The organism is Stenotrophomonas maltophilia, assembly GCF_001274595.1.
In the GTDB taxonomy this organism is placed as follows: domain Bacteria; phylum Pseudomonadota; class Gammaproteobacteria; order Xanthomonadales; family Xanthomonadaceae; genus Stenotrophomonas; species Stenotrophomonas forensis.
The window spans coordinates 2,707,411-2,733,048 of the sequence record NZ_CP011010.1 but is presented as its reverse complement, the minus strand read 5'-3'; the positions used below and the strand labels follow the sequence as shown (position 1 = coordinate 2,733,048).

General features: G+C 68.2%; 22 protein-coding genes. 12 read left to right on the top strand and 10 right to left on the bottom strand.

The window, feature by feature from the left end:
- The first annotated feature begins 68 nt into the window (after window positions 1-68).
- Entirely contained in the window at window positions 69-539 is a 471-nt protein-coding gene (gene mntR / locus VN11_RS12535; RefSeq protein ID WP_049457402.1) for a manganese-binding transcriptional regulator MntR, read from the top strand.
- A gap of 66 nt (window positions 540-605) precedes the next feature.
- Here the strand turns inward: mntR and VN11_RS12530 are convergent, their stop codons facing one another.
- From VN11_RS12530 to fabR, 3 genes are all read right to left on the bottom strand, one after another.
- On the bottom strand, window positions 606-1,154 hold the full coding sequence (locus tag VN11_RS12530) for a thioredoxin-like domain-containing protein (RefSeq protein ID WP_053449972.1): 549 nt from the start codon (window positions 1,152-1,154) through the stop codon (window positions 606-608).
- The gene (locus tag VN11_RS12525; RefSeq protein WP_053449971.1) at window positions 1,144-3,303 is read right to left on the bottom strand and encodes a TonB-dependent receptor plug domain-containing protein; all 2,160 of its coding nucleotides are present in this window, start codon (window positions 3,301-3,303) and stop codon (window positions 1,144-1,146) included. Before VN11_RS12525 ends, VN11_RS12530 begins: the two co-directional genes overlap by 11 nt.
- A gap of 217 nt (window positions 3,304-3,520) precedes the next feature.
- Window positions 3,521-4,177 carry an HTH-type transcriptional repressor FabR gene (fabR, locus tag VN11_RS12520; RefSeq protein WP_053449970.1) on the bottom strand — a complete coding sequence of 219 codons (657 nt, stop codon included), beginning with the start codon at window positions 4,175-4,177 and terminating at the stop codon, window positions 3,521-3,523.
- A gap of 92 nt (window positions 4,178-4,269) precedes the next feature.
- On the opposite strand from fabR, the gene VN11_RS12515 reads away from it, so the two are divergent.
- On the top strand, window positions 4,270-5,340 hold the full coding sequence (locus VN11_RS12515; RefSeq protein ID WP_053449969.1) for a ferredoxin reductase: 1,071 nt from the start codon (window positions 4,270-4,272) through the stop codon (window positions 5,338-5,340).
- 11 nt (window positions 5,341-5,351) lie between these two features.
- Window positions 5,352-6,500: a fatty acid desaturase family protein gene (locus VN11_RS12510; protein ID WP_008266479.1), complete on the top strand. Its 1,149-nt coding sequence runs from the start codon at window positions 5,352-5,354 to the stop codon at window positions 6,498-6,500.
- Window positions 6,501-6,505: 5 nt separating this feature from the next.
- On the opposite strand, the gene VN11_RS12505 is transcribed toward VN11_RS12510, so the two are convergent.
- From VN11_RS12505 to VN11_RS12485, 5 genes are all read right to left on the bottom strand, one after another.
- On the bottom strand, window positions 6,506-6,841 hold the full coding sequence (locus VN11_RS12505) for a tetratricopeptide repeat protein (protein WP_008267331.1): 336 nt from the start codon (window positions 6,839-6,841) through the stop codon (window positions 6,506-6,508).
- A complete protein-coding gene (locus VN11_RS12500; protein WP_053449968.1) occupies window positions 6,841-7,416 on the bottom strand; it encodes a flavin reductase family protein in 576 nt (191 codons plus the stop codon). Before VN11_RS12500 ends, VN11_RS12505 begins: the two co-directional genes overlap by 1 nt.
- On the bottom strand, window positions 7,413-8,042 hold the full coding sequence (locus VN11_RS12495) for a superoxide dismutase (RefSeq protein ID WP_053449967.1): 630 nt from the start codon (window positions 8,040-8,042) through the stop codon (window positions 7,413-7,415). Before VN11_RS12495 ends, VN11_RS12500 begins: the two co-directional genes overlap by 4 nt.
- Window positions 8,043-8,430: 388 nt before the next feature.
- Entirely contained in the window at window positions 8,431-9,951 is a 1,521-nt protein-coding gene (locus VN11_RS12490) for a thioredoxin family protein (RefSeq protein WP_053449966.1), read from the bottom strand.
- Between the two features lie 129 nt (window positions 9,952-10,080).
- Window positions 10,081-10,530 (bottom strand): GNAT family N-acetyltransferase, encoded by a 450-nt coding sequence (locus tag VN11_RS12485; RefSeq protein ID WP_053449965.1) that lies wholly within the window; start codon window positions 10,528-10,530, stop codon window positions 10,081-10,083.
- A 66-nt stretch (window positions 10,531-10,596) separates the two neighbouring features.
- On the opposite strand from VN11_RS12485, the gene VN11_RS12480 reads away from it, so the two are divergent.
- The 9 genes from VN11_RS12480 (at window position 10,597) to VN11_RS12440 (ending at window position 21,704) form a co-directional block, all read left to right on the top strand.
- Entirely contained in the window at window positions 10,597-11,532 is a 936-nt protein-coding gene (locus VN11_RS12480) for a TIGR03571 family LLM class oxidoreductase (protein ID WP_053449964.1), read from the top strand.
- A 146-nt stretch (window positions 11,533-11,678) separates the two neighbouring features.
- Window positions 11,679-11,990: a DUF3817 domain-containing protein gene (locus VN11_RS12475; RefSeq protein ID WP_053449963.1), complete on the top strand. Its 312-nt coding sequence runs from the start codon at window positions 11,679-11,681 to the stop codon at window positions 11,988-11,990.
- A 153-nt stretch (window positions 11,991-12,143) separates the two neighbouring features.
- Window positions 12,144-13,340 (top strand): MFS transporter, encoded by a 1,197-nt coding sequence (locus tag VN11_RS12470; protein WP_053449962.1) that lies wholly within the window; start codon window positions 12,144-12,146, stop codon window positions 13,338-13,340.
- The gene (locus tag VN11_RS12465) at window positions 13,337-14,530 is read left to right on the top strand and encodes an isochorismate synthase (protein WP_053449961.1); all 1,194 of its coding nucleotides are present in this window, start codon (window positions 13,337-13,339) and stop codon (window positions 14,528-14,530) included. Before VN11_RS12470 ends, VN11_RS12465 begins: the two co-directional genes overlap by 4 nt.
- A complete protein-coding gene (locus VN11_RS12460; protein WP_053449960.1) occupies window positions 14,527-16,179 on the top strand; it encodes a (2,3-dihydroxybenzoyl)adenylate synthase in 1,653 nt (550 codons plus the stop codon). The genes VN11_RS12465 and VN11_RS12460 overlap by 4 nt, the downstream gene beginning before the upstream one ends.
- Window positions 16,179-16,811, top strand: a complete 633-nt coding sequence (locus VN11_RS12455) for an isochorismatase family protein (protein ID WP_006449828.1) — start codon at window positions 16,179-16,181, stop codon at window positions 16,809-16,811. The genes VN11_RS12460 and VN11_RS12455 overlap by 1 nt, the downstream gene beginning before the upstream one ends.
- Window positions 16,811-17,068, top strand: a complete 258-nt coding sequence (locus VN11_RS12450; protein ID WP_006449827.1) for a phosphopantetheine-binding protein — start codon at window positions 16,811-16,813, stop codon at window positions 17,066-17,068. Before VN11_RS12455 ends, VN11_RS12450 begins: the two co-directional genes overlap by 1 nt.
- Window positions 17,065-20,955, top strand: coding sequence for a non-ribosomal peptide synthetase (locus VN11_RS12445; protein WP_053449959.1), 3,891 nt, complete (start codon window positions 17,065-17,067; stop codon window positions 20,953-20,955). The genes VN11_RS12450 and VN11_RS12445 overlap by 4 nt, the downstream gene beginning before the upstream one ends.
- A complete protein-coding gene (locus tag VN11_RS12440) occupies window positions 20,946-21,704 on the top strand; it encodes a 2,3-dihydro-2,3-dihydroxybenzoate dehydrogenase (RefSeq protein ID WP_053449958.1) in 759 nt (252 codons plus the stop codon). Before VN11_RS12445 ends, VN11_RS12440 begins: the two co-directional genes overlap by 10 nt.
- 112 nt (window positions 21,705-21,816) lie before the next feature.
- On the opposite strand, the gene VN11_RS12435 is transcribed toward VN11_RS12440, so the two are convergent.
- Entirely contained in the window at window positions 21,817-23,277 is a 1,461-nt protein-coding gene (locus VN11_RS12435) for an esterase-like activity of phytase family protein (protein WP_053449957.1), read from the bottom strand.
- A 21-nt stretch (window positions 23,278-23,298) separates the two neighbouring features.
- On the bottom strand, window positions 23,299-25,617 hold the full coding sequence (locus VN11_RS12430) for a TonB-dependent receptor (RefSeq protein WP_053449956.1): 2,319 nt from the start codon (window positions 25,615-25,617) through the stop codon (window positions 23,299-23,301).
- Window positions 25,618-25,638 lie beyond the last annotated feature (21 nt).

The following is a 25,638-nucleotide window of genomic DNA, read 5'->3' as shown; positions in this document are numbered from 1 at the left end:
TCTTTATCGCGTTACTGGTCCAGAATTCAGGTTCAACACCGGAGTACACCGGAAGGACAGGCGCAGGCGTGGGCAAGACCGACGATTCGACATCGCTGAAGAGCACCCCCTTGATCGAGGCCGAGCGCCAGGTCGAGAGCTTCCGGCAGGTACGCGAGGCGCACCGGATGGAGCTGGTGGAGGACTATGTCGAGCTGATCTCGGACCTGCTGGCCGACGGCGGCGAGGCCCGCCAGGTCGACATCGCCACGCGCCTGGGCGTGGCCCAGCCGACGGTGGCGAAGATGCTGCGGCGCCTGGCCCGTGACGGCTGGGTGGTGCAGCGGCCGTACCGTGGCGTGTTCCTGACCCCGGAAGGCGAGGCGCTGGCGCAGGCCAGCCGCCAGCGCCATCAGACCGTGGAGCGTTTCCTGTTGGCGCTGGGCGTGGACGCGGATACCGCGCGCCGTGATGCCGAGGGCATCGAGCACCATGTCAGCGAACAGACGCTGGCGTTGTTCGAGGCGTTCGTGCGCAAGGCCGAGGGCGGGGCGCCGTAGCGGAAGCACCGGGCAATGCCCGCCGGCATTTCGCGCGATGCGTGCTGAGTCGGGCATGGCTCGACGCTACAGATCAGGCGGGCAACGGGCCTGTTGTTGCGCGCACGCCTGCGTCGTCCATTCCTTCAACACCGGCTGCAGTCCTTCGTAGCGCCGGCCTTGCCAGCCATTGGCAAGCACCTTGCCATCGGCGTCGATCAGCACAAGATTGGGCGGGCCCAGCCCCGCCAGGGCCTGCAGCGCGGGCATCCGCCTGGCGCGGCGCGGGTCGAGCACCGGCCACGGCATGTCCTGCGCGTGCATGTAGCGCCGCAACGCGGCCTCGCTTTCGTCCAGGCTGACGTACACCACTTCGGTATCGGCGCCGGCTTCGCGCAGGGCATCGCGTACGCTGCGCAGGGTCGGTACGAAGGCATGGCAGGGCGCGCACCAGTCGGCACCGAAATACAGTGCCACCAGTTTCGGCGGCGGTGACCACTGCATCGGCCGCAGCGATCGCTGCTCGGGACGCATCAACGAGGCGGAAACCTGCGCGTGCAGGTCCGTCGCCATCGCCGGCGCGGCGAGCAGCAGCGCGCCCGCCAGCAACAGTGTTCGCAGTGTATCAGAACGCATAGCGCAGGTTGACGTACCACGAGCGCGCAAAGCGCGGCCCGTAGACGTAGTCGCTGTCACGCAGTGCACCGGTTTCCAGGTCCTTCTGGCGCTGGTCGAACACATTCTTGACGCCTGCCGCCACCGACACTTCCTGCTGAGCCTGCGCGCCCAGATGCCGGTGCCAGCGTGCACCGAGATCGGTGACCAGGAATGCGCGGGTGCGATGCAGTTCGCCCAGCCGGTTGTTCAGCACCGACATCGGGCCGGTGTGGCGCAGCGCCACGAAGGTTTCCCACGGCTCGGCCGGCATCCAGCTGAGCTGGGCCAGCCCGGTCCAGCGCGGTGTCTTCAGGTAATCGCGGCTCTCGATGACGGTGTCGCCGCCCTCGCCGGTGTCGTCGAAGATGCGCTGCGGTTCGCGGAAGCGCGAGCGATACCATGAGGCGCCGGCGGTCAGCCGCCACTGCGGCGAAGGTTGCCAGCCGAGATTGGTTTCCGCGCCCAGCACGTTGGAGCCGGAGGCGTTGTAACGCAGCTGGCTCAGCTGGCCGTCATCAGCGCGCTGGATCTCGCCCAGTGCGAAGGTGTCGCGGATGCGCGCATACGAGGCGGTGGCATCCCAGCTCCAGACCGGGTTGGCCGGGTCCGAACGCCAGTCAAAGCCGAACAGCGTGGTCAACGCGCGCTCTTCCTTCAGGCCGTCGGTGTTGTGCACGCGCACCTGTTCGCCGCCGAGGGTATCCACGTGCACGTCCTCGACGAAGATTTCCGGTGCACGGAAACCGGTGGCGATGCCGGCGCGCCATTTCAGGTTCGGCGTGGCCTGCCAGGCCAGCGCGATGCGCGGCGAGAACACCGCATTGTCCAGTTCGGAGCTCTTGTCCACACGCGCGCCGAGTACAAGGTCCACGTTGTCACGCAGGCTCCACTCGTCCTGGATGAAGGCGCCCAGGTTGTGGAAGGTCGCATCCTCCAGTACCGCAAGGCGCTGCCCGGCGCCGTTGCGGTTGTCGTCGCGCAGCGCCTCGTGCTTGTACTGCACACCGAAGGCCAACGCGTGCGCGCCCAGTCGCCAGTTCAACTGGCTGTCGATGTAGTGCAGCGGGTTGTGGGTGCGGCCGTACTGGCGCCACGAACGCGAGGCGGCACTGCCGGCCACGTTCGGGTCCAGCTGCGACGGGTCATAGCCCGGCGCCGATGGATCGGTGACCACGTCGCCGAGGCCGCCATAGAAGCTGTCGCGATCAATGTCGGCGAACGCATAGGCCAGACGGAAATCGACGTCGGCATTGATTTCCTGATCCCAGGACACGCTGCCACGGCGATACTTCGTATCCAGCGATTCGGCGATGTTGGCCAGGTATTCGGGCTGGTCCAGGCGGTTGCCGCCGCGGCGGGTTTCGTCGGTCACCTGCAGGTCCAGGCGCAGCCGCGTGCCCGGCGTGGGCGCATACCAGGCCTGCAGCCCGCCGACCTTGAGGTTCTTGCGGGTGATCTCGGTATAGCCGTCGCCGTTGTAGTCGATGCCGCTGTTCCAGTTGCGCTGTGCGATCACCGACAGCCCGGCGTCGGAATCTTTCGCGACCAGGTCCAGGCGCACATCAGCGTTCTTCTGCGGCGTGCCCTTCAATACATCCACGCCCGCCTGCACATGCCCCCCACTGCGTGCCGGCAGCGGCGGGATCAGGTTGATCACACCGGCCACTGCGCCCGGGCCGTACAGCGCCGAGCCACCGCCCTTGACCACTTCGATGCGGTCGACGAAGCCGGCCGGAATCTGTTCCAGCCCGTACACGCTGCCGAGTGTGGACAGCAGCGGAATGCCATCGAACAGTAGCTGGTTGTAGGCGCCGGGCAGGCCCAGCAGCTGCACTTCGCTGGTGTTGCAGTTCTGGCAGTTGCTTTCCACGCGCAGGCCGTTGATCAGTTCGGCGGCACGCGAGAAATCGGTGGCCGCACGCAGTGCGATGTCCTCTTTGCGCAGGACCTCGGTGCGGATCGGCACGTCCGACAGCAGGCGTTCGCTGCGGGTGGCGGTACTGACCTTGACCTGCACGCGGTCCAGTTCGGTCGGCTTCGGTGAGGCGGCCAGTGCAGGCAGCGGCAGGATCAGGGCGATGGCGGCGGCCAGAGGCAGCCGATGGAAGAGCGGGGTGGCAACGTGCATGCGGGCGTCGTCCTTGGGGGAGGAAAGGCGGCGAGGGCGACCTGGCTGGAGCATATGAAAGCAGCGGCTTATAGATATAGCAAGTGCTATATATCGAAGACGCCGCAATTCTGGGCGCGCCAGGCATCCGGGTGGATTATGCAAATGTTATAACATTACATACCGAGGCCGCGACCCTGCCGGTGGTCATGTGCCGCGATGCACGATTCGCGTCTTGTCAGCCGCGGCGGAAGGCGGCGGGGGTGCGGGCGCCGACGATGATCATGCGGATCATCGTGGAGATCTGCTCGACCAGTTCCGGGTCGTTTTCCGGAGGCTGGTCCATGGCCGACGCGCCCATCGCGAACACCAGGCGCGTGATCGCCATCGAGACCAGTTCCGGCTTGTGCAGGACCGCACCATCGAGGGCGGCCAGGCGCACCAGGTCGTGCTGCAGCTCTTCCTCGAAATAGTGCAGCTCGCGTTCGACGGCGTGCTTGAAATCGTCCGAGCCGACGGCCCCTTCGCGCAGCAGCACGTGCAGCAGCTTGTCGTCGGCACGCAGCTGCTCCATGAAGGTCTCCACCGACACCCGCACCACGCTGCTGGCGCTGGAGGTGGCGCGCTGGCGGGCCTCGCCGATGATGGTGCGCAGCGAGCGGCCGGCCACGTCGATCAGGGCCACGGCCAGTTCGTCCATGTCGCGGAACTGCCGATAGAAGCTGTTCGGTGCGATGCCCGCCTCGCGGGCCACTTCACGCAGGCTCAGCGTGGACAGGCTGCGGTGCGGCCCGATCAGCTTCAGCGCGGCAGCCAGCAGATCCTCGCGGCTCACCGTTCGGCGGGTCGGGCTGTTGGCATCTTCGTTCGGCGTCAGGGCGGTGGCGGCGGCCATGGGTGTTCCGGTGGGGCAAGGCTGAATCATACCCAATCCGGTTCAATATACACATGTATACACAGGTGTATGTGCGCCCGTATAGTGCGCCCATGAGCGCTGTCGTCCGTCCTTCCCTGTTTTCTCCGCACCGCTGGGTGTCGCCGACGCTGTTCGATTTCTGGGCAGGTCAGCTGAATCCTCTGTGGACCCTGCGTGAGCCGATGGCCCGCTTGGTACGGCGTGAGCCGGCCGGTGAGGGCGCGGCAACCCTGGTGCTGCGCACCAACCGGCACTGGGCCGGCATGCGCGCCGGCCAGCACGTGACCCTGAGCGTGGAAATTGAAGGACGTGTGTGGCAGCGCAGCTACAGCCCCACGGTGCTTGGGCGACGCGAGCTGGCGATTACCGTCAAGGCGGTCGAGGGCGGCCGGGTCAGCCAGCATCTGGTCAACCACGCACGGCCGGGCGAGCTGTTCCGTGTCGATGCCGCGTTCGGCGAGTTCCACATGCCCGCCGCCGCGCCGGTGCTGCTGCTGGCTGCCGGCAGCGGCATCACGCCGATGCGAAGCCTTCTGCGCGAAGCCTGCCAGCGCCCATTGGCGGCACCGGTCGACCTGTTCTACTGGGAGCGCACTGCCGCCCATCTGCAGTTCCGTGATGAACTGCAGGCGCTGGCGGCGGCGCAGCCGAATCTGCGCGTGCATCTGCTGGCCACCCGCGAAGGCGACATCCCGGCCGCGCGCATCGGCAGCCATGACCTGCAGGTGCCCGGCGATGACACGCCGCTGGCACAGCGCCATGTGCTGGCCTGCGGCCCGGATGGGTTCGTCGCCGCCGCACGTGAACGCCTGGCGCATCAGGTGGCGGGCTTCCAGGCCGAGGCTTTCACCCCGCCGGTGCCGTTGCTCGATGCCAGCAGCGAAGGCGAGGTGTCGTTGACGCTGGCACGCAGTGGCCGCCAGCTGAGCGTGCCGCGCGGCCGCTCGCTGCTGGAAAGCCTCGAAGCCCATGGCATCAAGCCCAAGCACGGCTGCCGCATGGGCATCTGCAACACCTGCACCTGTGATCGCGTCAGTGGCGCTACCCGCCACCTGCGCACCGGCGACCTGCAGTCCGAATCGGCGCAGCCGGTGCGGATCTGCGTGAGCGCGCCGACCACCGACCTGACCCTGGATCTCTGAGGACGCCTGCCATGACCCGCGCTACCGACCGTGCCCTGAGTACTGCCGAGATGCATGCCTTCGGCGAGGAACTCGACGCGATCCGCGACCGTGTGATCGGCAGCCTCGGCGCCTCCGATACCCGTTACATCCGCCGCGTGGCCGCCGCCGTGCGCTGGTTCGGCGTCGGTGGCCGTGGCCTGCTGTTCCTGGCCGCGTTCTCGCCGCTGTTCTGGATGCCGCTGCTGTGGCCGGCCGCGATCACCGGCACGCTGCTGCTGGCGCTGTCGAAGATCCTGGAGAACATGGAGCTCGGCCACAACGTCATGCACGGCCAGTTCGACTGGACCGGCGACCCCAAGCTCAATGGCAATACCTACGAGTGGGACATCGTCGCCACCGCCGACAACTGGCGCAAGACCCACAATTTCCGCCATCACACCTACACCAACGTGCGTGGCATGGACGATGACATCGGCTATGGCCTGCTGCGCATCTTCCCGGAACAGCGCTGGAAGCCGTTCTACCTGCTGCAGCCGATCATCGCGCCGATCTTCGCGCTGCTGTTCCAGTGGGGCGTGGCCGCGCAGGACCTGCGCCTGGGCCGCTGGCTGAAGGGCCGCATGAGTGCCCGTGCGATGTGGCTGCAGACCCGCCCGGTGGCGCGCAAGATGGCCCGCCAGGTGCTGAAGGACTACGTGTTCTTCCCGCTGCTGGCCGGCCCATTCTTCCTCACCGTGATGCTGGGCAACATGGTGGCCAACGGCCTGCGCAACATCTGGACCTACGTGATCATCTTCTGCGGCCACTTCACCGCCGAATCGGAAACCTTCCCGAAGGAATGCCTGCGCAATGAATCGCGTGGCCACTGGTACCTGCGCCAGCTGCGTGGTTCGTCCAACATCAGCGGCGGCTTCCTGATCAACGTGCTGTCGGGCAACCTCAGCCACCAGATCGAGCACCACTTCTACCCGGACCTGCCGGCCAACCGCTATGCGGCCATCGCCAAGGAAGTGAAGGACATCTGCCGCCGCTACGGCCAGCACTACAACAACGGCTCGCTGCCGCGCCAGTTCGGCCAGGTGGTCTGGCGCATCCTGCGCCACGCGTTCCCGAGCAAGCCGCGCCGCCTGCCGATGGCGGACATCATGTCCGCACCGGCATCGGCCAACGCGGGCTGATCCACTCAGCCCGCCTTCGCCAGGGCCGCCTGTTCGCGGTCCAGGCGACGCAGGAACACCTGCATTTCCTTGCGCGCCTGCTGGTCGCCCTTGCTGCCGGCCACGCTCAGCCCGCGCTGCCACGCCTCGCGCGCCGCCTGCGGCTGGCCACTGGCCAGCCACGCCTTGCCCAGCAGCTTCCAGGCCGCCGAGTACTGCGGATCGAGCACCACGCAGCGGCCCAGATGGGTCGCCGCGCGTACCGGGTTGCCGGCATCCAGCCAGCCCTTGCCCAGGCCGAAGCGCAGCAGCGCGCCGTCCTTGCCGCTGGCCAGCATGCATTCCAGGGCCTCGATGTTCATCAGCGCACCTCCTGCAGCAGTTCCTGCGGTCCCGGCTGGAAACGACCGCGATGGAACAGCAGGGGCGCGCCCCCGTTCTCGTGGACATCGATGATGCGGCCAGCCAGCAGCAGGTGATCACCCACCGGCCATTGCGCGTGGCGGGTACAGGTGAGGTGGGCCACCGCACCGGCAATGCGCGGCGGGGCGTCTTCGTCATCCTCCAGCAGCGGCAGACCGTCGAAACGGTCGCGCACCTGTGGATCGGCGAAGCGCCGTGCCAACGCGTCCTGGTCGGCTGCCAGCACGCTGATCGCAAAGCGGGTGGCGCGCTGGAAGGTGGACAGGCTTTGCGCATGCAGCGCCAGGTTCCACAGCACCAGCGGTGGCTGCAGCGATACCGGCACGAACGAGTTGATCGTCAGGCCGACCGGTTTGCCCTGCGCGTCGCGCGCGCAGACGATCGCCACGCCCGTGGGGAAATGGCCGAGCAGCCGCCGCAATGCACGCGGCGGCATCCCGACCGACGGCACCGGAGCCGGGGCGGGGAACACCCCCGCCCACGGCCCGGCGTACGGCAGTGTCTCGCCGCTCATGAGGCCCGGGCCTGGCGGTAGCGCCGGCCGACCTCGGCCCAGTTGATGATGTTGAAGAACGCACCGATGTAGTCCGGGCGACGGTTCTGGTAATGCAGGTAGTAGGCGTGCTCCCAGACATCCAGTGCCAGGATCGGCGTGTTGCCGGACAGGCCGACCGCTGCGCCCATCAGCGGGCTGTCCTGGTTGGCGCTGCTTTCAACCTGCAGGTGACCGTCGCGATCAGTGGTCAGCCACGCCCAGCCGCTGCCGAAGCGGGTCTGCGCGGCCTTGCTGAAGGCATCCTTGAACGCATCGAAGCCGCCGAGATCGCGATCGATGGCCGCGCCGAGTTCGTCATCAGGGGTGCCGCCACTGGCGCTGAGTACGGTCCAGAACAGGCTGTGGTTGGCGTGGCCACCGCCATTGTTGCGCACCGCGCCGCGCTGCGCTTCGGGCACCGCATCAAGGTTGGCGATGAGCGCCTCGACCGGTTGCGCGGCGATGCCGGCCTGCTCGAGGGCGGCATTGAGGTTGTTGACGTAGGTCTGGTGGTGCTTGCCGTGGTGGATCTCCATCGTGCGCGCATCGAAGTGCGGCTCGAGGGCATCATAGGCGTAGGGGAGCGGGGGAAGCGAGTACGACATCGAAGCAATCTCCGTGGGGAAGGCCAGCGGGCTGGCCGTGGGGAGATCGTTATCGCACCTCAACATTGGTTGAGGTCAAGCGCGGCGTAGAGGCGTGGTAGTGCCGGCCGCTGGCCGGCAATCAACGAAGGTCGGGTTGCCGGCCAGCGGCCGGCACTACCAGGACCCGCTTTTCGAACCCTCACCGGCGCGCTGATGCGCTGCCCGCGCTCGCAGGAAACCGCCCGGTGGCGGGGGGAGGGGCTGGCCGGGACCGATGGCGCCATGGATGGCGCCATCGAGCCCCCGAGGATGGGTTTACGGCGTGTCCCGGCGGGCCCTTCTCCCGCCACAACCGATATCAACAAAAGCGCCGGAAGGCGAACCGGCCGCCAGCGCTTTCATCAACTCAGCTCAGCCAGTCCCTGCAAGCGCTGTCGACCTGCTCGCCACACGCCTGCTGCATCCGTTGCTGCAACCGCGCCAGGGTCTCTGCGCCCTGGTGCTTGCCACTCCACGCCTTCAGCTGCCCGGCCAGGCGCTCGAAACGCTGGCGCGTGCGCTGGTGATAACCCGACGGCTGTGCGTCCAGTTCGGCGATCAGCGAGCTGGTGGCCTGCTCGATGCGCGGTGCATCGTCCGGCGCCAGCTTCAGCAACCCTTCCACGTACAGCACGCCCCATTGCACGCGGGTGGCCGGGCCCTGCGCACCGTCGTAGGCACGCTTCAGCCATTCCAGTGCACCGGCGGTGTCGCCGCGCTGCTCGGCCAGTTCGGCCAACTCGGGCATGTAGTAGTACGGCTGCTCACTGCGCTTCAGTTCGGCCAGCAACAGCGCTTCCGCTCCCGCGTCGTCACCCACCTCGCGCAGGGCATAGACCGCGCTGCTGATCGTGGCCTGGCGCGCATGGGCATCGGTGGCGGCAGCATCGGCCGCGGCGACGCGTTGCTTGACCCGCGCCACCAGCGCCGCCGGTAGCGCGCCCTTCGGTTGCTGCTGGCGGGCCAGCGACACCTCTGTCAGGGCCCGCGACAGCGCGTCGTCGGCGCGGTCGCCGCGCTCTGCGTCGGCGCGTTCCAGCGCCACCAGCAACTGCTGGCCCAGCGTATTGCGGGTGGCCGGGCCGGCACTGGCCTGCTTGACCAGCGTGGCGCCGGCATAGCCCAGCAGCTCGCGGTTGCGGCGTACCTCGGCCGGCTGGGCCAGTACCGCCTGCAGCAGCTCACGGACTTCGGTGGGCGAGGCGCTCGGTTTCTCCGCGGTGGCCAGCGCCAGCAGCGCGAAACGACGCTGCAGGGTAGCCTCCGGCGCCGCCTTGGATAGCTGCCGCAGCACGTCCTCGCTCCTGCGTTCGCCGGCCAGGCGGTTGGCATCCACTTCCCAGCCGTAGTCGCCCAGCACCTGCCAGTCCTCGGCGGCCAGCCTGTCCGGCGTCGCCAGCGCGGTGGCCAGTGTGGCAGCGACTGCGCTGCGGCGTCCGGCGGCCACGGTCAGTGCGCGGGTCAGTTCGGCCGCGTCGTTGCCACCGGCCACGCGGGTGATTTCGTTGCGCTGCGGATCGAGCACGATCAGGGTCGGGTAGCCGCGCACGCCGAAGCGCTCGCCCCACGCCTGCGCCCCTTCCTCGTCGCCATCCAGGTAGACCGGCACGAACTTGCCGGTCAGCGCGATGAAGGCCGGGTCCTTGAACAGGCCGGCCTTGAGCTGGTTGCAGGGCGGGCACCAGACCGCACCCCAGTACAGCAGCACCGGCTTGCCGCTGTCGGCGGCCTCGGCGAACGCATCGTCGACGTCGCTCTGGCGCCAGGCGATGGCCGTGGCTGGTGCTGGGGCTTCGGCGGAGTTGGCGGTGGACACCGGGGCTGGCGTGCAGGCGCTCAGCGCCGAGGCCAGCAGCAACACGGAAAGCGCGACGCGCATCGGCAGCATCTCGAAGGGCAGGGTGACAGGCCATTGTAGGAACGACCGGGGAACGTGCTGATTCAGTTTGCTTATGTCGGGCGTGCTGCAGGGCATGACGCCCGTCGGGCATTGCCGGTCAATGCCGGGCGGATGCCTTCAGGCCGCTGCCCGCACCATCTGCTGATACACCAACCCATTGAACTCGCCGATGTCACCGTCCAGCACGAAGCCATAGCGCAGGTAGGTCGGCACTGCATTGAGCGAGGCGCGGACGGTCAGCATCGGCCCGCGCACCTGCGGAAGCACCGCTTCGAACAAGGCATGACCGATGCCCTGGCCCTGGCAGGCGGGATCGACGAACAGCATCGCCAGGTGCCGTCCCTCCTTCAGTTCGACCACGCCGATCACGCGTGCGTCCTGCTCGGCCACCAGGATGAGGTTGTCGCCCCGCAGGCGTGCGCCGAACGCATCGGTGGCCGCAACGCTACCGAAGGTGGCGATGCCGGTTGCGCTGAGCGACGGCGCCACGGCCTCGTTGAACGCGGCCAGGCACACCGTGCTGATTGCAGGCAGGTCGTCGGCATGGGCGGGACGGATCTTCGGCATGCAGCGTTCTTCCAGTGGTGTGTGGCGCGTCAGCGTCGCCGGGTACCTGCACGCTAAGCTGGCGGCATGAGTGAATTCAATCCCGCCTACGCTTCGTTGTTTCCGCAGCAAGGGATGAGCCTGGGCCTGATGACGCCCGTTGCGGCGCATGGGCTGGCCGATCCACGCGAGGCGCGGCGCATCGCGCGGCTGGCCGACGATCTGGGCTTCGCCGCACTGTGGACGCGCGATGTGCCGCTGATGGTGCCGCAGGGGCCGGATGCCACGGCCAGCGCATTGGACGACCCGTTCCTGTGGCTGGGCATGCTGGCTGCCGCGACCGAGCGCATCGCGGTCGGCAGTGCGGCCATCGTGCTGCCGCTGCGGCAACCGCTGCAGGTGGCGAAGTCGGCACTGAGCCTGGACCGGATCAGCGGTGGACGCTTCGTGCTGGGGCTGGGATCGGGCGATCGACCGGAAGAGTTCGCCGCGTTCGGCGAGGAGCTGGAGGGCAGGGCGGCGGCCTTTCGTGAGCGCTGGTCGCTGCTGCGCGCGGCGCTGTCACCTGATGCCGATGAGCGGACCGCGGTGCTGCGGGCGACCGGCGGCTTCGATGTGCTGCCGGCGCCGGCCACGCGCATTCCGATGCTGGTGGTGGGCACGGCGCGGCAGAGCCTGCAGTGGATCGCGCGCGAGGCCGAGGGTTGGGCCACCTATCACCGCGAGGAGGTTGCGCAGGAAGGGCGCATCGGCTTGTGGCAGCAGGCGCTCGTGCAACTCGGCGGGGCAGGCAAACCGTTCGTGCAGTCGATGCTGCTGGACCTGCAGGCAGACCCGCAGGCACCGCCCGAGCCGCTGCCGCTGGGCCTGAAGGTCGGCCGCGACGGTCTGCGCGACTATCTGCTGCGCGTGCATGCGCAGGGCGTGGCGCATGTGATGTTCAACCTGGTCGACAACGGGCGGCCTATGGACAGCGTGCTGCGCGAGATCGGAGAGCAGATCCTTCCGCACATGCTTCGGTAGGTGTCCACCTGGGTGGACACGCTTTTGCCGCCACGCCCGTCAGGCATGGCCCGGCGCTATCCAGTGGTGCCAGGCTTGCGTGCATCTGCGTATCATTCGCATTTGATTTCCCGATGCCGGAGCCCAGCGTGACCCAACATTCCCCCATGCACCCGACCGGACGCCTGTTCGCAGTGGTCGCCTTCATCGAGGCCGTGACCTGGGCCGGCCTGCTCATCGGCATGTGGATGAAGTACGGCCCGATGGCCAACGTGGCACTGGTGAAACTGTTCGGCCCGCTGCATGGCGTGGCGTTCCTGGTCTACGTGGCGGTCACCCTGCTCGCGGCCGTGCGCCTGCGCTGGCCGTGGTGGGCCAGTGCGCTGGCGCTGCTGGCGGCCCTCCCGCCGCTGGTCACGCTGCCTCTGGAATGGTGGTTCAAGCGGCGTGGCCTGCTGGGCCTGCGCGCAACGCGCTGAAGCCACTGTTACACGCCCATTCAAGAGAATGGGTATCAAATGCAAATACGAGCCGTTATCATTTGAGGGCGGTGTCCGCCCCTGAACGGGACGGACGCCGGGCGGGGCGCACAGGCGTACCCGGCGATCCTTCCCTGTTACGGCTGGTGTTCCATGCACGCACGTCCCGTCGTTCCCGGCTTGCCGGCGCTGGTCCTGGCAGCCCTGATCGGCACCATGGCGATGATGTCCTTCGTTGCCGTGATCGGTCCGGTGGTCCGCATGCTCGGCCTGTCCGAGTGGCACGCTGGACTGTCAGTCACGGCGGCGGGCGTGTTGTGGATGCTGGCTGCGCGCCCGTGGGGGCAGCTCAGCGACCGCATTGGCCGCAAGCGCGTGCTGATGCTGGCGATGAGTGCCTACACCGTGGTCTACATCGCGCTGGCGGTGTTCATCGATGTTGCTCTGCAGGCGGTGCCGCCGGTACTGGTGTCGGTGCTGGTGCTGGTGGGTGCACGCGGCCTGATCGGGCTGTTCTATGCGGCCGTCCCGCCCACGGCCGCCGCGCTGATCGCTGACAAGGCCCCGGCCGGACAGCGCGCCAGCTTCCTCGCCCGGCTGGGCAGCGCCAACGCATTGGGCATGGTGCTGGGTCCGGCGGCCGCGGGTTGGCTGGCCTACACGAATCTGTCGCTGGCGCTGTATGTGGCCGCCGTGCTGCCGCTGCTGGCGCTGGCATTGCTGGCCTGGCGGCTGCCGGCCACGCCGCCGGTGGCGGGAGGCGGCGCGCAGCGCCGCGCGCCGATGCGCAGGCTCGACCCGCGCCTGCGCCTGCCGCAGTTGGCGGCGTTCATCGCGATGGTGTCGGTCACCATTGCGCAGGTCACGGTCGGCTTCTTCGCGATTGATCGATTGGGTCTGGATGCTGCAGCCGGCGCGCGCATGGCCGGCATCGCGCTCACCGCGGTCGGCGTCGGTCTGATCCTGGCGCAGGCGTTGGTGATGAAGCTGGACGTGCACCCGCGGCGCTGGATCATCCTCGGTGCACTGATCTCCGGTATTGGTTTCGCCTCCGTGGCGGGCGTACAGCACGCCTGGCAGTTGCCGGCGGCCTACGCGCTGGCCGCTTTCGGCATGGGCTTCGTGTTCCCCTCGTTCCAGGCGCTGGCCGCCGATGCCGTGGAGGCGCACGAGCAGGGTGCCGCCGCTGGCACTGTGGCGGCAGCGCAGGGCCTGGGCATGGTGGCCGGGCCGATGCTCGGCACGCTGTTGTATCGCGGCGGGCCGAGCCTGCCTTACCTGCTGGTCGGCGCGCTGCTGCTGTTGCTGTGCGCGCTGGCCGCGGCGCACCGGATGAAGGAGACCCCATGAACGATTCCCTGATGCAGGGCGCGTGGCCCGAGGCTGCACCGGCGCTGTTGGAGAACAGCGACGACGCGTCGCTGTTCCTGCTGCAGCATGCTGGCCAGCACGTGCACGCACGTGGGTGCCGGGCGACGCTGCCGAATGGCGCGCTGGCCAGCTTGGCCGGGCGTGTTGCCGAATTCTTCGCGCAGCAGCGCGGCGGGCCGGGGCTGCTGGTCGGGGCGGTGCCGTTCGAGCCGCGTGCCGACGATGCGCTGTACCAGCCCGAGCGCCTGCTGCCGGCGTTGCCGCTGCAGCCACAGGCGGCCCCCGCGCTGCAGGGCCCATTGCAGGCCGAGCCCGCAGCGCAGGACTATGCAGCCGCCGTTGCCGCGGCAGTGCAGGCGCTGCGCGCACCCGAACAGGACCTGCACAAGGTGGTGCTGGCGCGCAGCCTGTTGGCGCGTACCCGCAACGCGCTGTCACCGGAGGTGCTGCTGGCGCGCCTGGGCGCCGATCCTTCGGTGGCCACCTACGCGGTTCCGCTTCCGGTCGAACTGGGGCAGGCGCCCGCCTGGCTGGTCGGCGCAACGCCCGAGTTGCTGCTGCGCAAGCGTGGCGCGCAGCTGTTGTCGCATCCATTGGCCGGATCTGCACGCCGCAGTGCCGATCCTGCCGAAGACGAGCGCGCCGCGCAGGCATTGCTGGCCTCGACCAAGGATCATGACGAACACCGTCATGTGGTGGACGCGATCGTCGACGGCCTGGCGCCGTACTGCAGCCACATCGATGCGCAGCCGCGCCCGGCGCTGCATGCCACTGCCAGCATGTGGCACCTTGGCACGCGCATCCATGCCACCCTGAAGGACCCGCAGACCCCTGCAGCCGAGCTGCTCGCGCAATTGCATCCGACACCGGCAGTCTGTGGCACGCCGCGCCTGGCGGCGCTGCAGCGCATCCGCGAGCTAGAGCCGGTGCCGCGCGGTTTCTATGCGGGCGCGGTCGGCTGGCTGGACGCACAGGGCGACGGCGACTGGTACGTGGCGATCCGCTGCGCGCGACTGCAGGGCACGCAGCTGCGCCTGTACGCAGGTGCCGGCATCGTCGCCGAGTCGCAGCCCGAGGCCGAAGTGGCCGAGACCGCAGCGAAGTTTGCTGCCCTGTTGAATGCGCTGGGCGTCCACGACGCCGCGCCCGCGATCGAGCCTGCGGCATGAACATTTCCGACACTTCTTTCCGCATTCCACTGCGCCAGGTATGGCCGGACGATCTGGTGGCGCGCTACCGCGAGGCCGGTCACTGGCGTGGCGAAACCTTCCCGGCCTTCCTGCGCGAGCGCGCCGAATGCTATGCCGATGACATTGCCGTGGTCGCTGGCGACGTGCGCCTGAGCTATGCGCAGCTGTGGCACGAAGCCGGCCGTATCGGTGCCGGGCTGCTGGCACGGGGCCTGCAGCCGGGCGAGCGGGTGCTGGTGCAGCTGGGCAATACCGCCGGTTTCATCACCACGGTCTGTGGCCTGTTCCGCGCTGGCCTGGTGCCGGTGTATGCGTTGCCCGCGCATCGCATCACCGAGCTGGTGCACTTCGCCAACAAGGCCGAAGCCAGTGCCTACATCACCACCGATCTGCACGACGGCTTCGATCATCGCGGGCTGGCGCGGGCATTGCAGGCCGACGTGCCGGCGATACGCACGGTGGTGATCGACGGCGATGCGCAGGAATTCATCGCGTTGGACGGGCTGCAGGGCGACCGCGCCCAGCTGCCGGCCGACCCGGACCCGCAGTCGGTGGCGTTCCTGCAGATCTCCGGTGGCAGCACCGGCCTGTCCAAGCTGATTCCGCGTACGCACGACGACTACATCTATTCGTTCCGTGCCAGCAACGCGATCTGCGGCATCGACCGCGACAGCGTGTACCTGGTCGCGCTGCCGGCCGCACACAACTTCCCGATGAGCTCGCCGGGGTTCTTCGGCGCGCTGTACGCCGGTGCCCGCGTGGTGCTCAGCCCCGGCCCCGGCCCGGACGCGGCGTTCCCGCTGATCGCCCGCGAACACGTGACCTGCTGTGGCCTGGTGCCGCCACTGGCGTTGCTGTGGGCGCAGGCGGCGGCGACCACCGCGCATGACCTGTCCAGCCTGCAGGTGCTGCAGGTAGGAGGCGCCAAGCTGGTGCCCGAGGCCGCGCGGCGGGTGATCGACGGCCTGGGCTGCACATTGCAGCAGGTGTTCGGCATGGCCGAAGGCCTGGTCAATTACACCCGGTTGGATGATCCGGAAGACCTGATCGTCGCCTGCCAGGGGCGGCCGATCAGTGCGGACGATGAAGTGCGCGTGGTCGACGACCACGACCAGCCGGTGGCCGAGGGCGAGGTCGGGCACCTGCTGACCCGCGGCCCGTACACCATTCGCGGCTACCACAACGATGCGGTGGCCAATGCACGCTCGTTCACCGACGACGGCTTCTACCGCACCGGTGACCGCGTGCAGCAGCTTCCGGGCGGCTACCTGGTGGTGCAGGGGCGCGCGGGTGACCACATCAACCGGGCCGGTGAGAAAATCTCCGCCGAAGAGATCGAAGATCATCTGCTGGCTCACCCGGGCGTGTTCGACGCCGCCGTGGTCTCCATTCCCGACGACTATCTCGGTGAGCGCAGCTGCGCGTTCGTGATCCAGCAGGGTGAGCCGATCAAGGCGCCGGCACTGAAAGCCTGGATGCGTACGCGCGGCCTGGCCGCGTTCAAGGTGCCGGACCAGATTGTGTTCGTCGACAGTTTCGATACCACCGCGGTCGGCAAGATCAGCCGCCGCGAACTGCGTGCGCAGCTGCGTGCGCGTCATTTGCAACAGACAGGAGGAACGCGCTGATGGCGCTGCCCCGCATTACCCACTATCCCTTGCCGACCGCTGCCGAACTGCCGCAGGCGCGCGGCCCGTGGCGCCCGCAGCGCGATCGCATCGCACTGCTGGTGCACGACATGCAGCGCTACTTCCTCGCCGCGTTCGATGCCGGCAACGCGCCGCTGCGACCGGCCGTGGACAACATCGCGCGGCTGCTGGCGCATTGCCGTGCCCACGGCATTCCGGTGTTCTACACCGCCCAGCACGGTGACCAGGACCGTCGTGATCGCGGCCTGCAGGCCGACCTGTGGGGGCCGGGCATGCGCCGCAGTGCCGACCATGAGCCGATCATCGAAGCCGTCGCACCGCAGCCGGGCGAGCATGTGCTGGTGAAGCATCGCTACAGCGCTTTCCAGCGCAGCAACCTGGAAACGCTGATGCGGGTGCGCGGACGCGACCAGCTGCTGGTGACCGGTGTGTATGCGCATATCGGTTGCACGGCGACGGTGGTGGAAGCGTTCCAGCGCGACATCGAAGCCTTCATCGCCGCCGATGCCGTGGCGGATTTCTCGCGCGCCGACCACGATCAGGCGCTGCACTGGATCGCGCGCACCAGCGGTGTGCCGATGACGACCGACCAGCTGCTGGAGGCACTGTAATGATCGCTACGGGTGAGGTGCTGGACCTGGAGCGCATGCGTGCCGATGTGGCGCGGGTGCTGGACTGTGCACCGGCCGAGATCGGTGACGACGACAACCTGATCGACCTGGACCTGGATTCGATGCGCATGCTCGGACTGGTGCTGGCCTGGGGCAACACCGGGTTGCCGCTGGAGTTCTCGCAGCTGGCCGAGCACACCACGCTGCGCCAGTGGTGGGGCGTGGTGCAGACGCTGCAGGCTGCGCAGCGCGCATGAACGCCGCTGCGTTGGCCACACCGCTGGCTTTGACCGAGGCGCAGGCCGGGCTGTGGTTCGCACAGCGGCTGGCACCGGACAATCCGTCGTTCAATACCGCCCATGCGGTGTGGATCGACGGCCAGCTGGATGTGCCCGCATTCGTGGCGGCGGCCAACCAGGCGGCGGTTGAATCCGAGGCCTTCGCGCTGCGCTTTGCCGAAGGCACCGACGGGCAGCCATTGCAGTGGCATGACCCGGCGCATGTGCCGCTGCTGTCGGTGCGTGATCTGTCCGGCGAGACCGACCCGGTGTCGGAGGCGCGTGCGCTGATGCAGGCCGACCGGCTCAGCGCGGTCGATCCGACCCGCGACCGGATCAGCCAGCAGGTGTTGTTCGACCTGGGCGGACAGCGCTGGGCGTGGTACCTGCGTGTGCATCACCTGGCCGCCGATGGTTATGGGATGGCGCTGTTCAGCGACCGTGTCTGCGCGCTGTATTGCGGCCGCGCAGGTGAGCCCCTGCCGGGATTGGTTGGGGTGCTGGCCGACGACGCGGCCTATCGCGCGGACGCACGTCGCGGGCTGGCCGGCCAGTGGTGGCGCGAGCAGCTGCAGGGGGCGCCTGCGGGCGTGGGCCTGGCGGGTACCGAGCCGGCCGGCGATGATGCGCTGCGCTGGGTGCAGCCGCTCGATGCCGCGTTCCGCGAGCAGCTGCTGCAGGCTTCGGCGCGCTGGCTGCAACCCTGGCCGGATGTGCTGGCCGCGCTGTCGGCCGAGTACCTGCGGCGGATGAGCGCGGCCGACGAAGTGGTGGTGGGCGTGCCGTTCATGGGGCGGCTCGGCAACGCATCGGCGCGCGTGCCGGCGATGGTGATGAACGTGCTGCCGCTGCGTGTCGCGGCGGGCGAGGGCAGTGTCGAGGCGTTTAGCCGGGCACTGGGCCGGCAACTCAGCCAGGGCCGAAAGCACGGCCGCTATCGTGGCGAGCAGTTGCGCCGTGACCTGGGCCTGGTGGGCGCGCAGCAACGGCTGCATGGGCCGTTGGTGAATGTGCAGCCGTTCTACGCGCCGCTGGTGTTGCCCGGTGTGCAGGCGACGCTGGAGGTGCTGTGCACCGGGCCGGTCGACGATCTGACGCTGGGCTTCCGTGGCGATGGCCAGCGTGTTCTGGATCTGGAGATTGAAGCCAATCCCGCGCTGTACCGCCGCGAGGACGTGCAGTCGCATGCCGCGCGCCTGCTGCAGTTCGTGTCGGCGGCGCTGGACGCTGACGACATTGCGACGGTGCCGCTGGCCACGGCCGACGAAGCCCAGCAGGTGGTGCACGGCTTCAATGCCACTGCACATGGGCTGCCGCAGACCACGCTGGTTGAGCTGCTGCAGCAGGGCATGGACCGCGATCCGCAGGCGACCGCATTGGTGTTCGGCGATTTCGAGCTGGACCACGCCACGCTGGAGGCGCGCAGCTTTGCGCTGGCCGCCCAGCTGCGCGCGATGGGCGTCGGCCCGGGCAGCGTGGTGGTGGTGGCGTTGCCACGCTCGCTGGAACTGGTGATTGCGCTGGTGGCCGTGTTGCGTGCGGGAGCCGCGTACCTGCCGCTGGACCTGGCCCATCCTGACGAACGCCTGGCGCGCATCCTGGCCTCGGCGCAGCCGGCGTGCGTGCTGGCGGCGGCGGATGTGTCGGCGCGGATGTCCAGGGTGCCGGTGCTCGCACCGGAACAATGGACCGCACTGAGCTTCGCCGCGCCGTGGGCCGATCCGGCACCGGACGATGCGGCCTACGTGATCTACACCTCCGGTTCGACCGGCGAACCCAAGGGCGTGGTCATCGAGCACCGCGCCATCGTCAACCGCCTGCTGTGGATGCGCGAGCACTACGGCATCCGTGCAGACGACCGCGTGCTGCAGAAGACGCCGGCGACCTTCGATGTTTCGGTCTGGGAATTCTTCCTGCCGCTGCTGTGTGGGGCCACGCTGGTGATTGCCGGGCCGGACGCGCATCGTGATCCGACCGAGCTGGCACGGCTGATCCGCGCGCATGACATCACCACGGCGCACTTCGTACCGTCGATGCTCGATGCCTTCCTGGCCGCACCGGCCTCCGAAGGCCTGCAGCTGCGTCGCGTGTTCACCAGCGGCGAGGCGCTGGACGCCGCACTGCGCGACCGCTTCCATGCGCGCGTGCGCGCCGAACTGCACAACCTGTATGGCCCGACCGAAGCGGCCGTGGACGTGAGCTACTGGCCTGCGTCGGCGCAGGACCGTTCACGGCCGGTGCCGATCGGTTTCCCGGTCTGGAATACCCGCCTGTACGTGCTGGATGCGCGGATGCAGCCGCTGCCGGTTGGCGTGCCCGGTGATCTCTACCTCGGTGGCGTGCAGCTGGCACGTGGCTACCTCGGCCGCGATGACCTGACCACCGAGCGCTTCCTTGCCGATCCATTCCTACATGGCGAACGCATCTATCGCACCGGCGATGTGGCGCGCTGGCGCGACGATGGTGCGGTCGAGTACCTCGGCCGCAGCGACCACCAGGTGAAGTTGCGCGGTCTGCGCATCGAGCTGGGCGAGATCGAGGCCGCGCTGCGCGAGCTGGCGGGCTTGGAGCGCGTGGAAGTTCTGCTGCGCCAGGACGCGCCCGGCGATGCTCGGCTGGTGGCCTACGTGCCATCCGCGCTGGCCGATGCCAGCGCACTGCGCAGCCATCTGGCCACGCGCGTGCCGGATTACATGGTGCCGTCGGCATTTGTTGGCGTCGATCACTGGCCGGTGACCGCCAACGGCAAGCTGGACCGCAATGCGTTGCCGAAGCCACCGCAGCAGGACGTGGGCGGTTTGGCGCCGCGCACGCCGCTGGAGCAGGAGCTGGCCGAGCTGTTCGCTCAGGCGCTGGGCCGCGAGGCACCAGTAGCGGTGGATGCCGACTTCTTCAGCCTCGGCGGTGACTCGCTGTCGGCGGTGCATCTGCTGCTGGCTATTGAACAGCGCTGGCGCTGCGATCTCGGCCTGGGTGCCCTGTTCGCACAGCCGACCGTGGCTGCCCTGGCGACGCGCATCGCCGAGCCGCCGGCACTGGCCGACCATGCATTGGGACCGGTCATCGCGCTGGCCGCCACCGATGCGACCGGGCCTGCACCGCTGTTCGCGTTGCACCCGGCCGGTGGCATTGCATGGAACTATCGGGCCCTGGCCAGGGCGCTGCAGCCGGCGCGTGCGGTGTACGGCCTGCAGTCGCCCGCGCTGGATGCACGCGAACCGATGCCGTCCAGCATCGAAGCGATGGCCAACGACTACGTGCGCCGCATCGTAACGTTGCAGCCGCAGGGTCCGGTGCACCTGCTGGGCTGGTCGGTGGGCGGCATCCTCGCCCAGGCGATGGCGGTGCGCCTGCATGAGATCGGCCGTGAGGTGGGTGAGCTGGTACTGCTGGATGCCTACCCCAGCGAGTGCTGGCGCACCGAACCGGAGCCTGACCCGATTGCCGCGCTGCGCGCACTGCTGGCGATCGCCGGCCATGACCCGGAGGCGCATCCGGAGCTGGACAACCGCGAACGCATCCTTGCATTCCTGCGGCGAGGCGGCAGTGCGCTGGGCAGTCTGCCGGATGTAGTGCTGGACGGCGTGGTGCGTGCGGTGACCGGCACCAATCGATTGATCCGCGAACACATCCACCGGCCGTTCGACGGCACCCTGGTACATGTGCGCGCCGGTCGTGATCACCAGGCACGCCCGCAGCTGCGGGCGGCGCTGTGGCGGGCGCACGCACGCAAGGTGCAGGCGCTGGAGCTGCCGTTCCTGCACGCCGAACTGACTGGGCGTGACGCGGTGGCACAGTTGGCACCGTGGCTGTCGGCGCGGCTGCGCCACTGGGACGAGCAACAGGAGATCGCAACATGCAGTTGACCGGCTTTGAAGGCCGCGTGGCCCTGGTGACCGGCGCGGCCGGTGGCATCGGTGAAGCGCTGGTACGGTTGCTGGCAGCGGCTGGCTGCACGGTGGTGGCCACCGATCGCGAGGCGCCACGTGTGGATGACGCGGGCGTGCACGCGTTTTCGCTCGATGTGACCGACAGCGTGGCGGTGGACGCACTTGTGGATCGGGTGGAAGCCAGCCTCGGGCCGATCGGCCTGGCCGCAAGCGTGGCCGGGGTGCTGCACGTGGGCGACGTCGCCGGGACCACCGATGCCGACTGGCGCCGGGTATTCTCGGTGAACGCCGATGGCGTGTTCCATGTCGGGCGTACACTGGCGCGGGTGATGTCGCCACGCCGGCAGGGTGCGATTGTCACTGTCAGTTCGAATGCGGCGGGCGTGCCGCGGCATGGCATGGCCGCCTATGCGGCATCCAAGGCTGCCGCCACGATGTTCACCCGTTGCCTTGGGTTGGAATTGGCGCCGCTCGGCATCCGCTGCAACATCGTCGCCCCGGGTTCAACACTGACCCCGATGCAGACCGGCATGTGGCAGGACGAGCGCGGTGCGGAGCGGGTGATCGCCGGCAGCCTGGAGACCTACAAGGCTGGCATTCCGCTGCGCAAGCTGGCCACGCCTGAAGACATCGCCCATGCAGTGATGTTCCTGCTGTCCGAACAGGCCGGCCACGTGGCGATGAGCGACCTGTACGTGGACGGCGGCGCCACCCTGCGCGGGTGAGTTTTGTAGAGTCGAGCCATGCTCGACTGCGTTGCGGCATGAGTCGAGCATGGCTCGACTCTACAGGGCGTATCGCGCCGATCCGACAACGCCAGCCATGCCAAGCGGTGTCTCAAGGCAGCGTCAGGCGGTACACCAGCACGCGGTTGTCGTTGTCGTACGGGCTGTCACAAGCCTCGCCCTGCATGCGGCAGTGGCGGGCGATGAAGTCGTTGTCGTTGCCGATCAACAGCAGCAGGTCGTTCGGGTGTCGCGGGTCCAGGGCCGGCACTACGTCCATGGCTTCCCACTTCTCCGACAGCAGGCCAGCATGCGGGCCGCGCTTGGTGTCCAGGTCCAGCCCGGCACGCGCAAGCTGCGGGCGGTCGAGCAGGTTCAGCAGCTCGTCGCTACGCGCGGGCACGATGCCCGCCTTCAACGTGGTGTCCACCGCGTCGGCCAGTACCGGGGTCGTGCGGGTTTCGTAGGTGCTGCCGGCCAGGTTGCTGGCAGCAGACACATCCACCAGCAGCACAGACTTGTAGACGATGGGGTCGTCACCGTCCTTGCCGAGGCCGTTGCCATCACGGGCCAGCAGCAGGAAGCGGTTGGCATCCAGTGCGCGCAGTTCGCTCTGCGCGGCGGTACGGTCCAGCTTGCCCTTGCCGTCGTGCGCGTACGCGGGCAAAGCCATCACGTAATGGCCGATCGGCTGCTGTGGCGTCGGTGAGGTCGTCACGTCATAAACCAGCACGCGGGTATTGATGCGTCCGGCCGCATTGCCCTGCGCGCTGTCCTGCAGCGTCGCGCTCTGAAGCGCCACGAACAGGCGGCCGCCATCGGGTGACAGGCCCATGCCTTCCACGCCCTGGTTGTTGCGCCGACCGGTCTGCGGCGGCACCAATGAACCGAAGGCCGGCTTGCCCTCGCGCTGCGGGCGGATCGCGGGCGGCGCCACGATCACGCCCTGCAGCTGGCCCTGCGCATCGAAATAGTAGACATTGGCGGTGTACTCGTCGCCGATGTAGAAATGACCGTCGGCGCTGAACTGCAGCGATTCCGCATCCAGCGAGACCTTGCCCGCACCGGCGCCGCTGGCGGGCGAGGGCAGCACCACGTCGCGCTGGATGATGGTGTGGTCGCCCGGGTCGGCACCGGTGAAGGGTTGCCCGTTGAAGTCCTTCAGCACCACGCCCTTGTCGGGCACCATGCTCAGCGTGCCCAGCGCACCGGGCTTGCCCGGGGTGGTGTCGATGCGCAGCTGCATGCGCTCCACGCGGCCGGCGTAGTCGTAGAACAGGCCGGCCTCGGGATCGTTGCGGCCACGGTCGGGCAGGGTCCACAGCACGCCCTGGTAGCCGTTGGCGGTGCGCTTCCAGGTGCCGGGCTGTACCGCCAGCGACGAGAACGAGCCCAGCGTGTCGCCGAGGAAGTCCACCGTGCCCGCCGGCAGCCGCCCGGCGGCGACTAGGCCTCTATCCACGTAGGTGCGGCCGCCCAGTTCAAGGGTGCGTGGCGGCGCACCAGTGGCCTCATGTGGGGCGGAGTATCCGCTGGCGGAGAGGGTGGCCAGCAGCAGGGCGGTCGCGAGCATCGGTGGACTCCGGGCGGTCGATCAGAAGCGAAGGTCGATCGTACCGAACACCTGGCGCGGTGCCGAGGCATGGAACACGTACAGCTTGCCGGCCGGGTCGCTGGGCGCGAACACGCTCGAATCCAGGTTGCTGGCGTAGCGCTTGTTGGTCAGGTTGGTCACGTTGAACGCCAGGCGCACGCCCTTGGCGAAACCGACCTGGCCGAAGTCATAGCCACCGGCCAGATCGAACACGGTGAAGCCGCCGAAGCCCTGGTCGTTGGTGTAGGTGTAGAAGCGCTCGCCGGTGTACTTGCCACGCAGGCTGGCAAACCAGCCGTTGTCACGCCAGGTGATTTCGGTGGCCAGCAGCTGCTTGGGCGTGTCGGTCTGGATCTTGCCCTTGATCTGCTGCTCGACGCCGGCCTGCACGTAGTTGGAGGCATAGGTCGAGCGGTTCAGCGAGGCCGAGGTGTACCAGCTGAAGTGCTCGTTCGGGGTCCACAGCACGGTCAGCTCGGCACCACGGCTGTCGACGCCGCCGACGTTGTAGAAGCGATTGCCGCAGGTCGGGCCGACCGGCTGCCGCGAGTCACAGGGGTTGTACTGCAGCAGGCGGTTGTCGAAGCGCACGCTGTAGGCCGCGACCGAGGCCTGCAGGGTATCGGTGACGAAGCGGTAGCCGGCTTCCAGAGAGCGAGATTCCTCCGGCTTCAGGTTGCCCTGCGCATTCCAGGTCGCTTGGCTGACCGCTTGCGGACCGAGCTTGAAGCCGCCCTGGAACATGGCGATGTTCTCGGCATAGCTGGCGAAGACTTCATGGTGTTCGGCCAGGCGGAAGTTGGCGCCGATGCTGGGCAGGAAATTCTTGCTGGCCTTGAGCGAACCGGTGGCGAACTGGTTGTTCGAGCTCGGCGAGATCGGCGTCTTTGCGTCGCCCGGCAGCGCCTGCGCATCGGAGGTCGCGTGTGGGCTCTTGGCGCCGAACTCCAGGGTCAGGCGGTCATCCAGCAGGCGCCAGGTGTCCTTCAGGAAGAACTGATGGGTCTTCCAGCGGGTACGCTGGGCGAACACGCCGACATCGGAGGGCAGGGTGTTCATGCCGCTCAGGTCACGCGGGCCGTCCACGGCGGTCTGGTAGCGCTCGGCGCTGCTGGTGTTGCGCTCGTACCAGACGCCGCCTTCGATGCGGTGCGCGCCCAGCTCCCAGTCGAAGGACAGCGTGCCGCCGTCGCGGTCGATGGTGTAGATGGTATTGCGGAAGATGATCGGAATCTCCTGCGCGGTGCCCTTGTTCGACCACGCACCGCTGTTCCAGTTGTGGCCTTCGCCGCGGTCATCATGGTGGTAGGCCAGCGCGCGTAGGCTGAAGCCATCGGCCAGGAAGAAGTCGCCGGCCAGATAGTACAGGTTGTCGTCACGCAGGATCTGCCCGGCGGTGAAGGCACCGTCGGCATCCTTGTCCGGGCCGCTGCTGTCGCACTTCTTCGCGTTGAAACTGGCCGTGTTGCAGTAGGCCTTGGCCACCGCCTTGTTCCAGTCCGGTGCGTAGCCGCCCCAGTCCCAGCCGAGACCGCGCGACATCTCATCCTTGGACAGGTAGAAGTAGTCGGCCTGGGTGGTGCGTGAGGTATCGACGAAACCGGTGATCTGGCCACGTTCGAAGTTCCACACACCCTTGGCATTGAACTGCTTGGTAGTGGATTTATTGTAGGCGGTCTGGTCGTTCCACAGATCGGAGACGGCGTTCATGCCGGACACGTAGCCGGAGAAACCGTTGTACTCGCCGCTGTCCACGCGCACGAAGGTGCGGCGGTTGGCATCGCTGCCGAAGGTCTGCACCACGCGGCCGCCGAGTTCCTGGGCCGGGCGGTCGGAGGTATAGGAAATCGTGCCGCCGAGGTTGCTGGTGGACGGCGTACCGAGGCTGCCGATACCCACCGCCAGTTCCGCACCGGCCATGTTCTCGCTGATCAGCGCACGGTTGATGGTCAGGCCGTTGTAGTTGTTGTACGCGCCATCGCCCAGCGGCACGCCGTCGAGCGTGTAACCGAGACGGGTGGAGTTGAAGCCGCGCAGGCTCAGCGTCATCGACTGCTCGTTGGTGCCCAGCGCATCGGCCGACTGCGCGTTGACGCCCGGCAGCAGGTTCAGGGTCTTCTGCAGGCTGGTGCCCGGCGGCAGGATGTCGAGGTTCTCGCGGGTGATGCGCTGCACCTGGCGGGCTTCACCGCTGCCGATCACAGAGACCGCATCGAGGGTGGTGGCGGAGGGCGTGCTGGAGGTCGGGGCAGCATCCTGCGCCCAGGCCGCGGGAGCGAGCGCGATCGACAGCGCAGCGGCCAACAAAGTCTTCGTCATGTTGCGGACACTCAGGCAGGC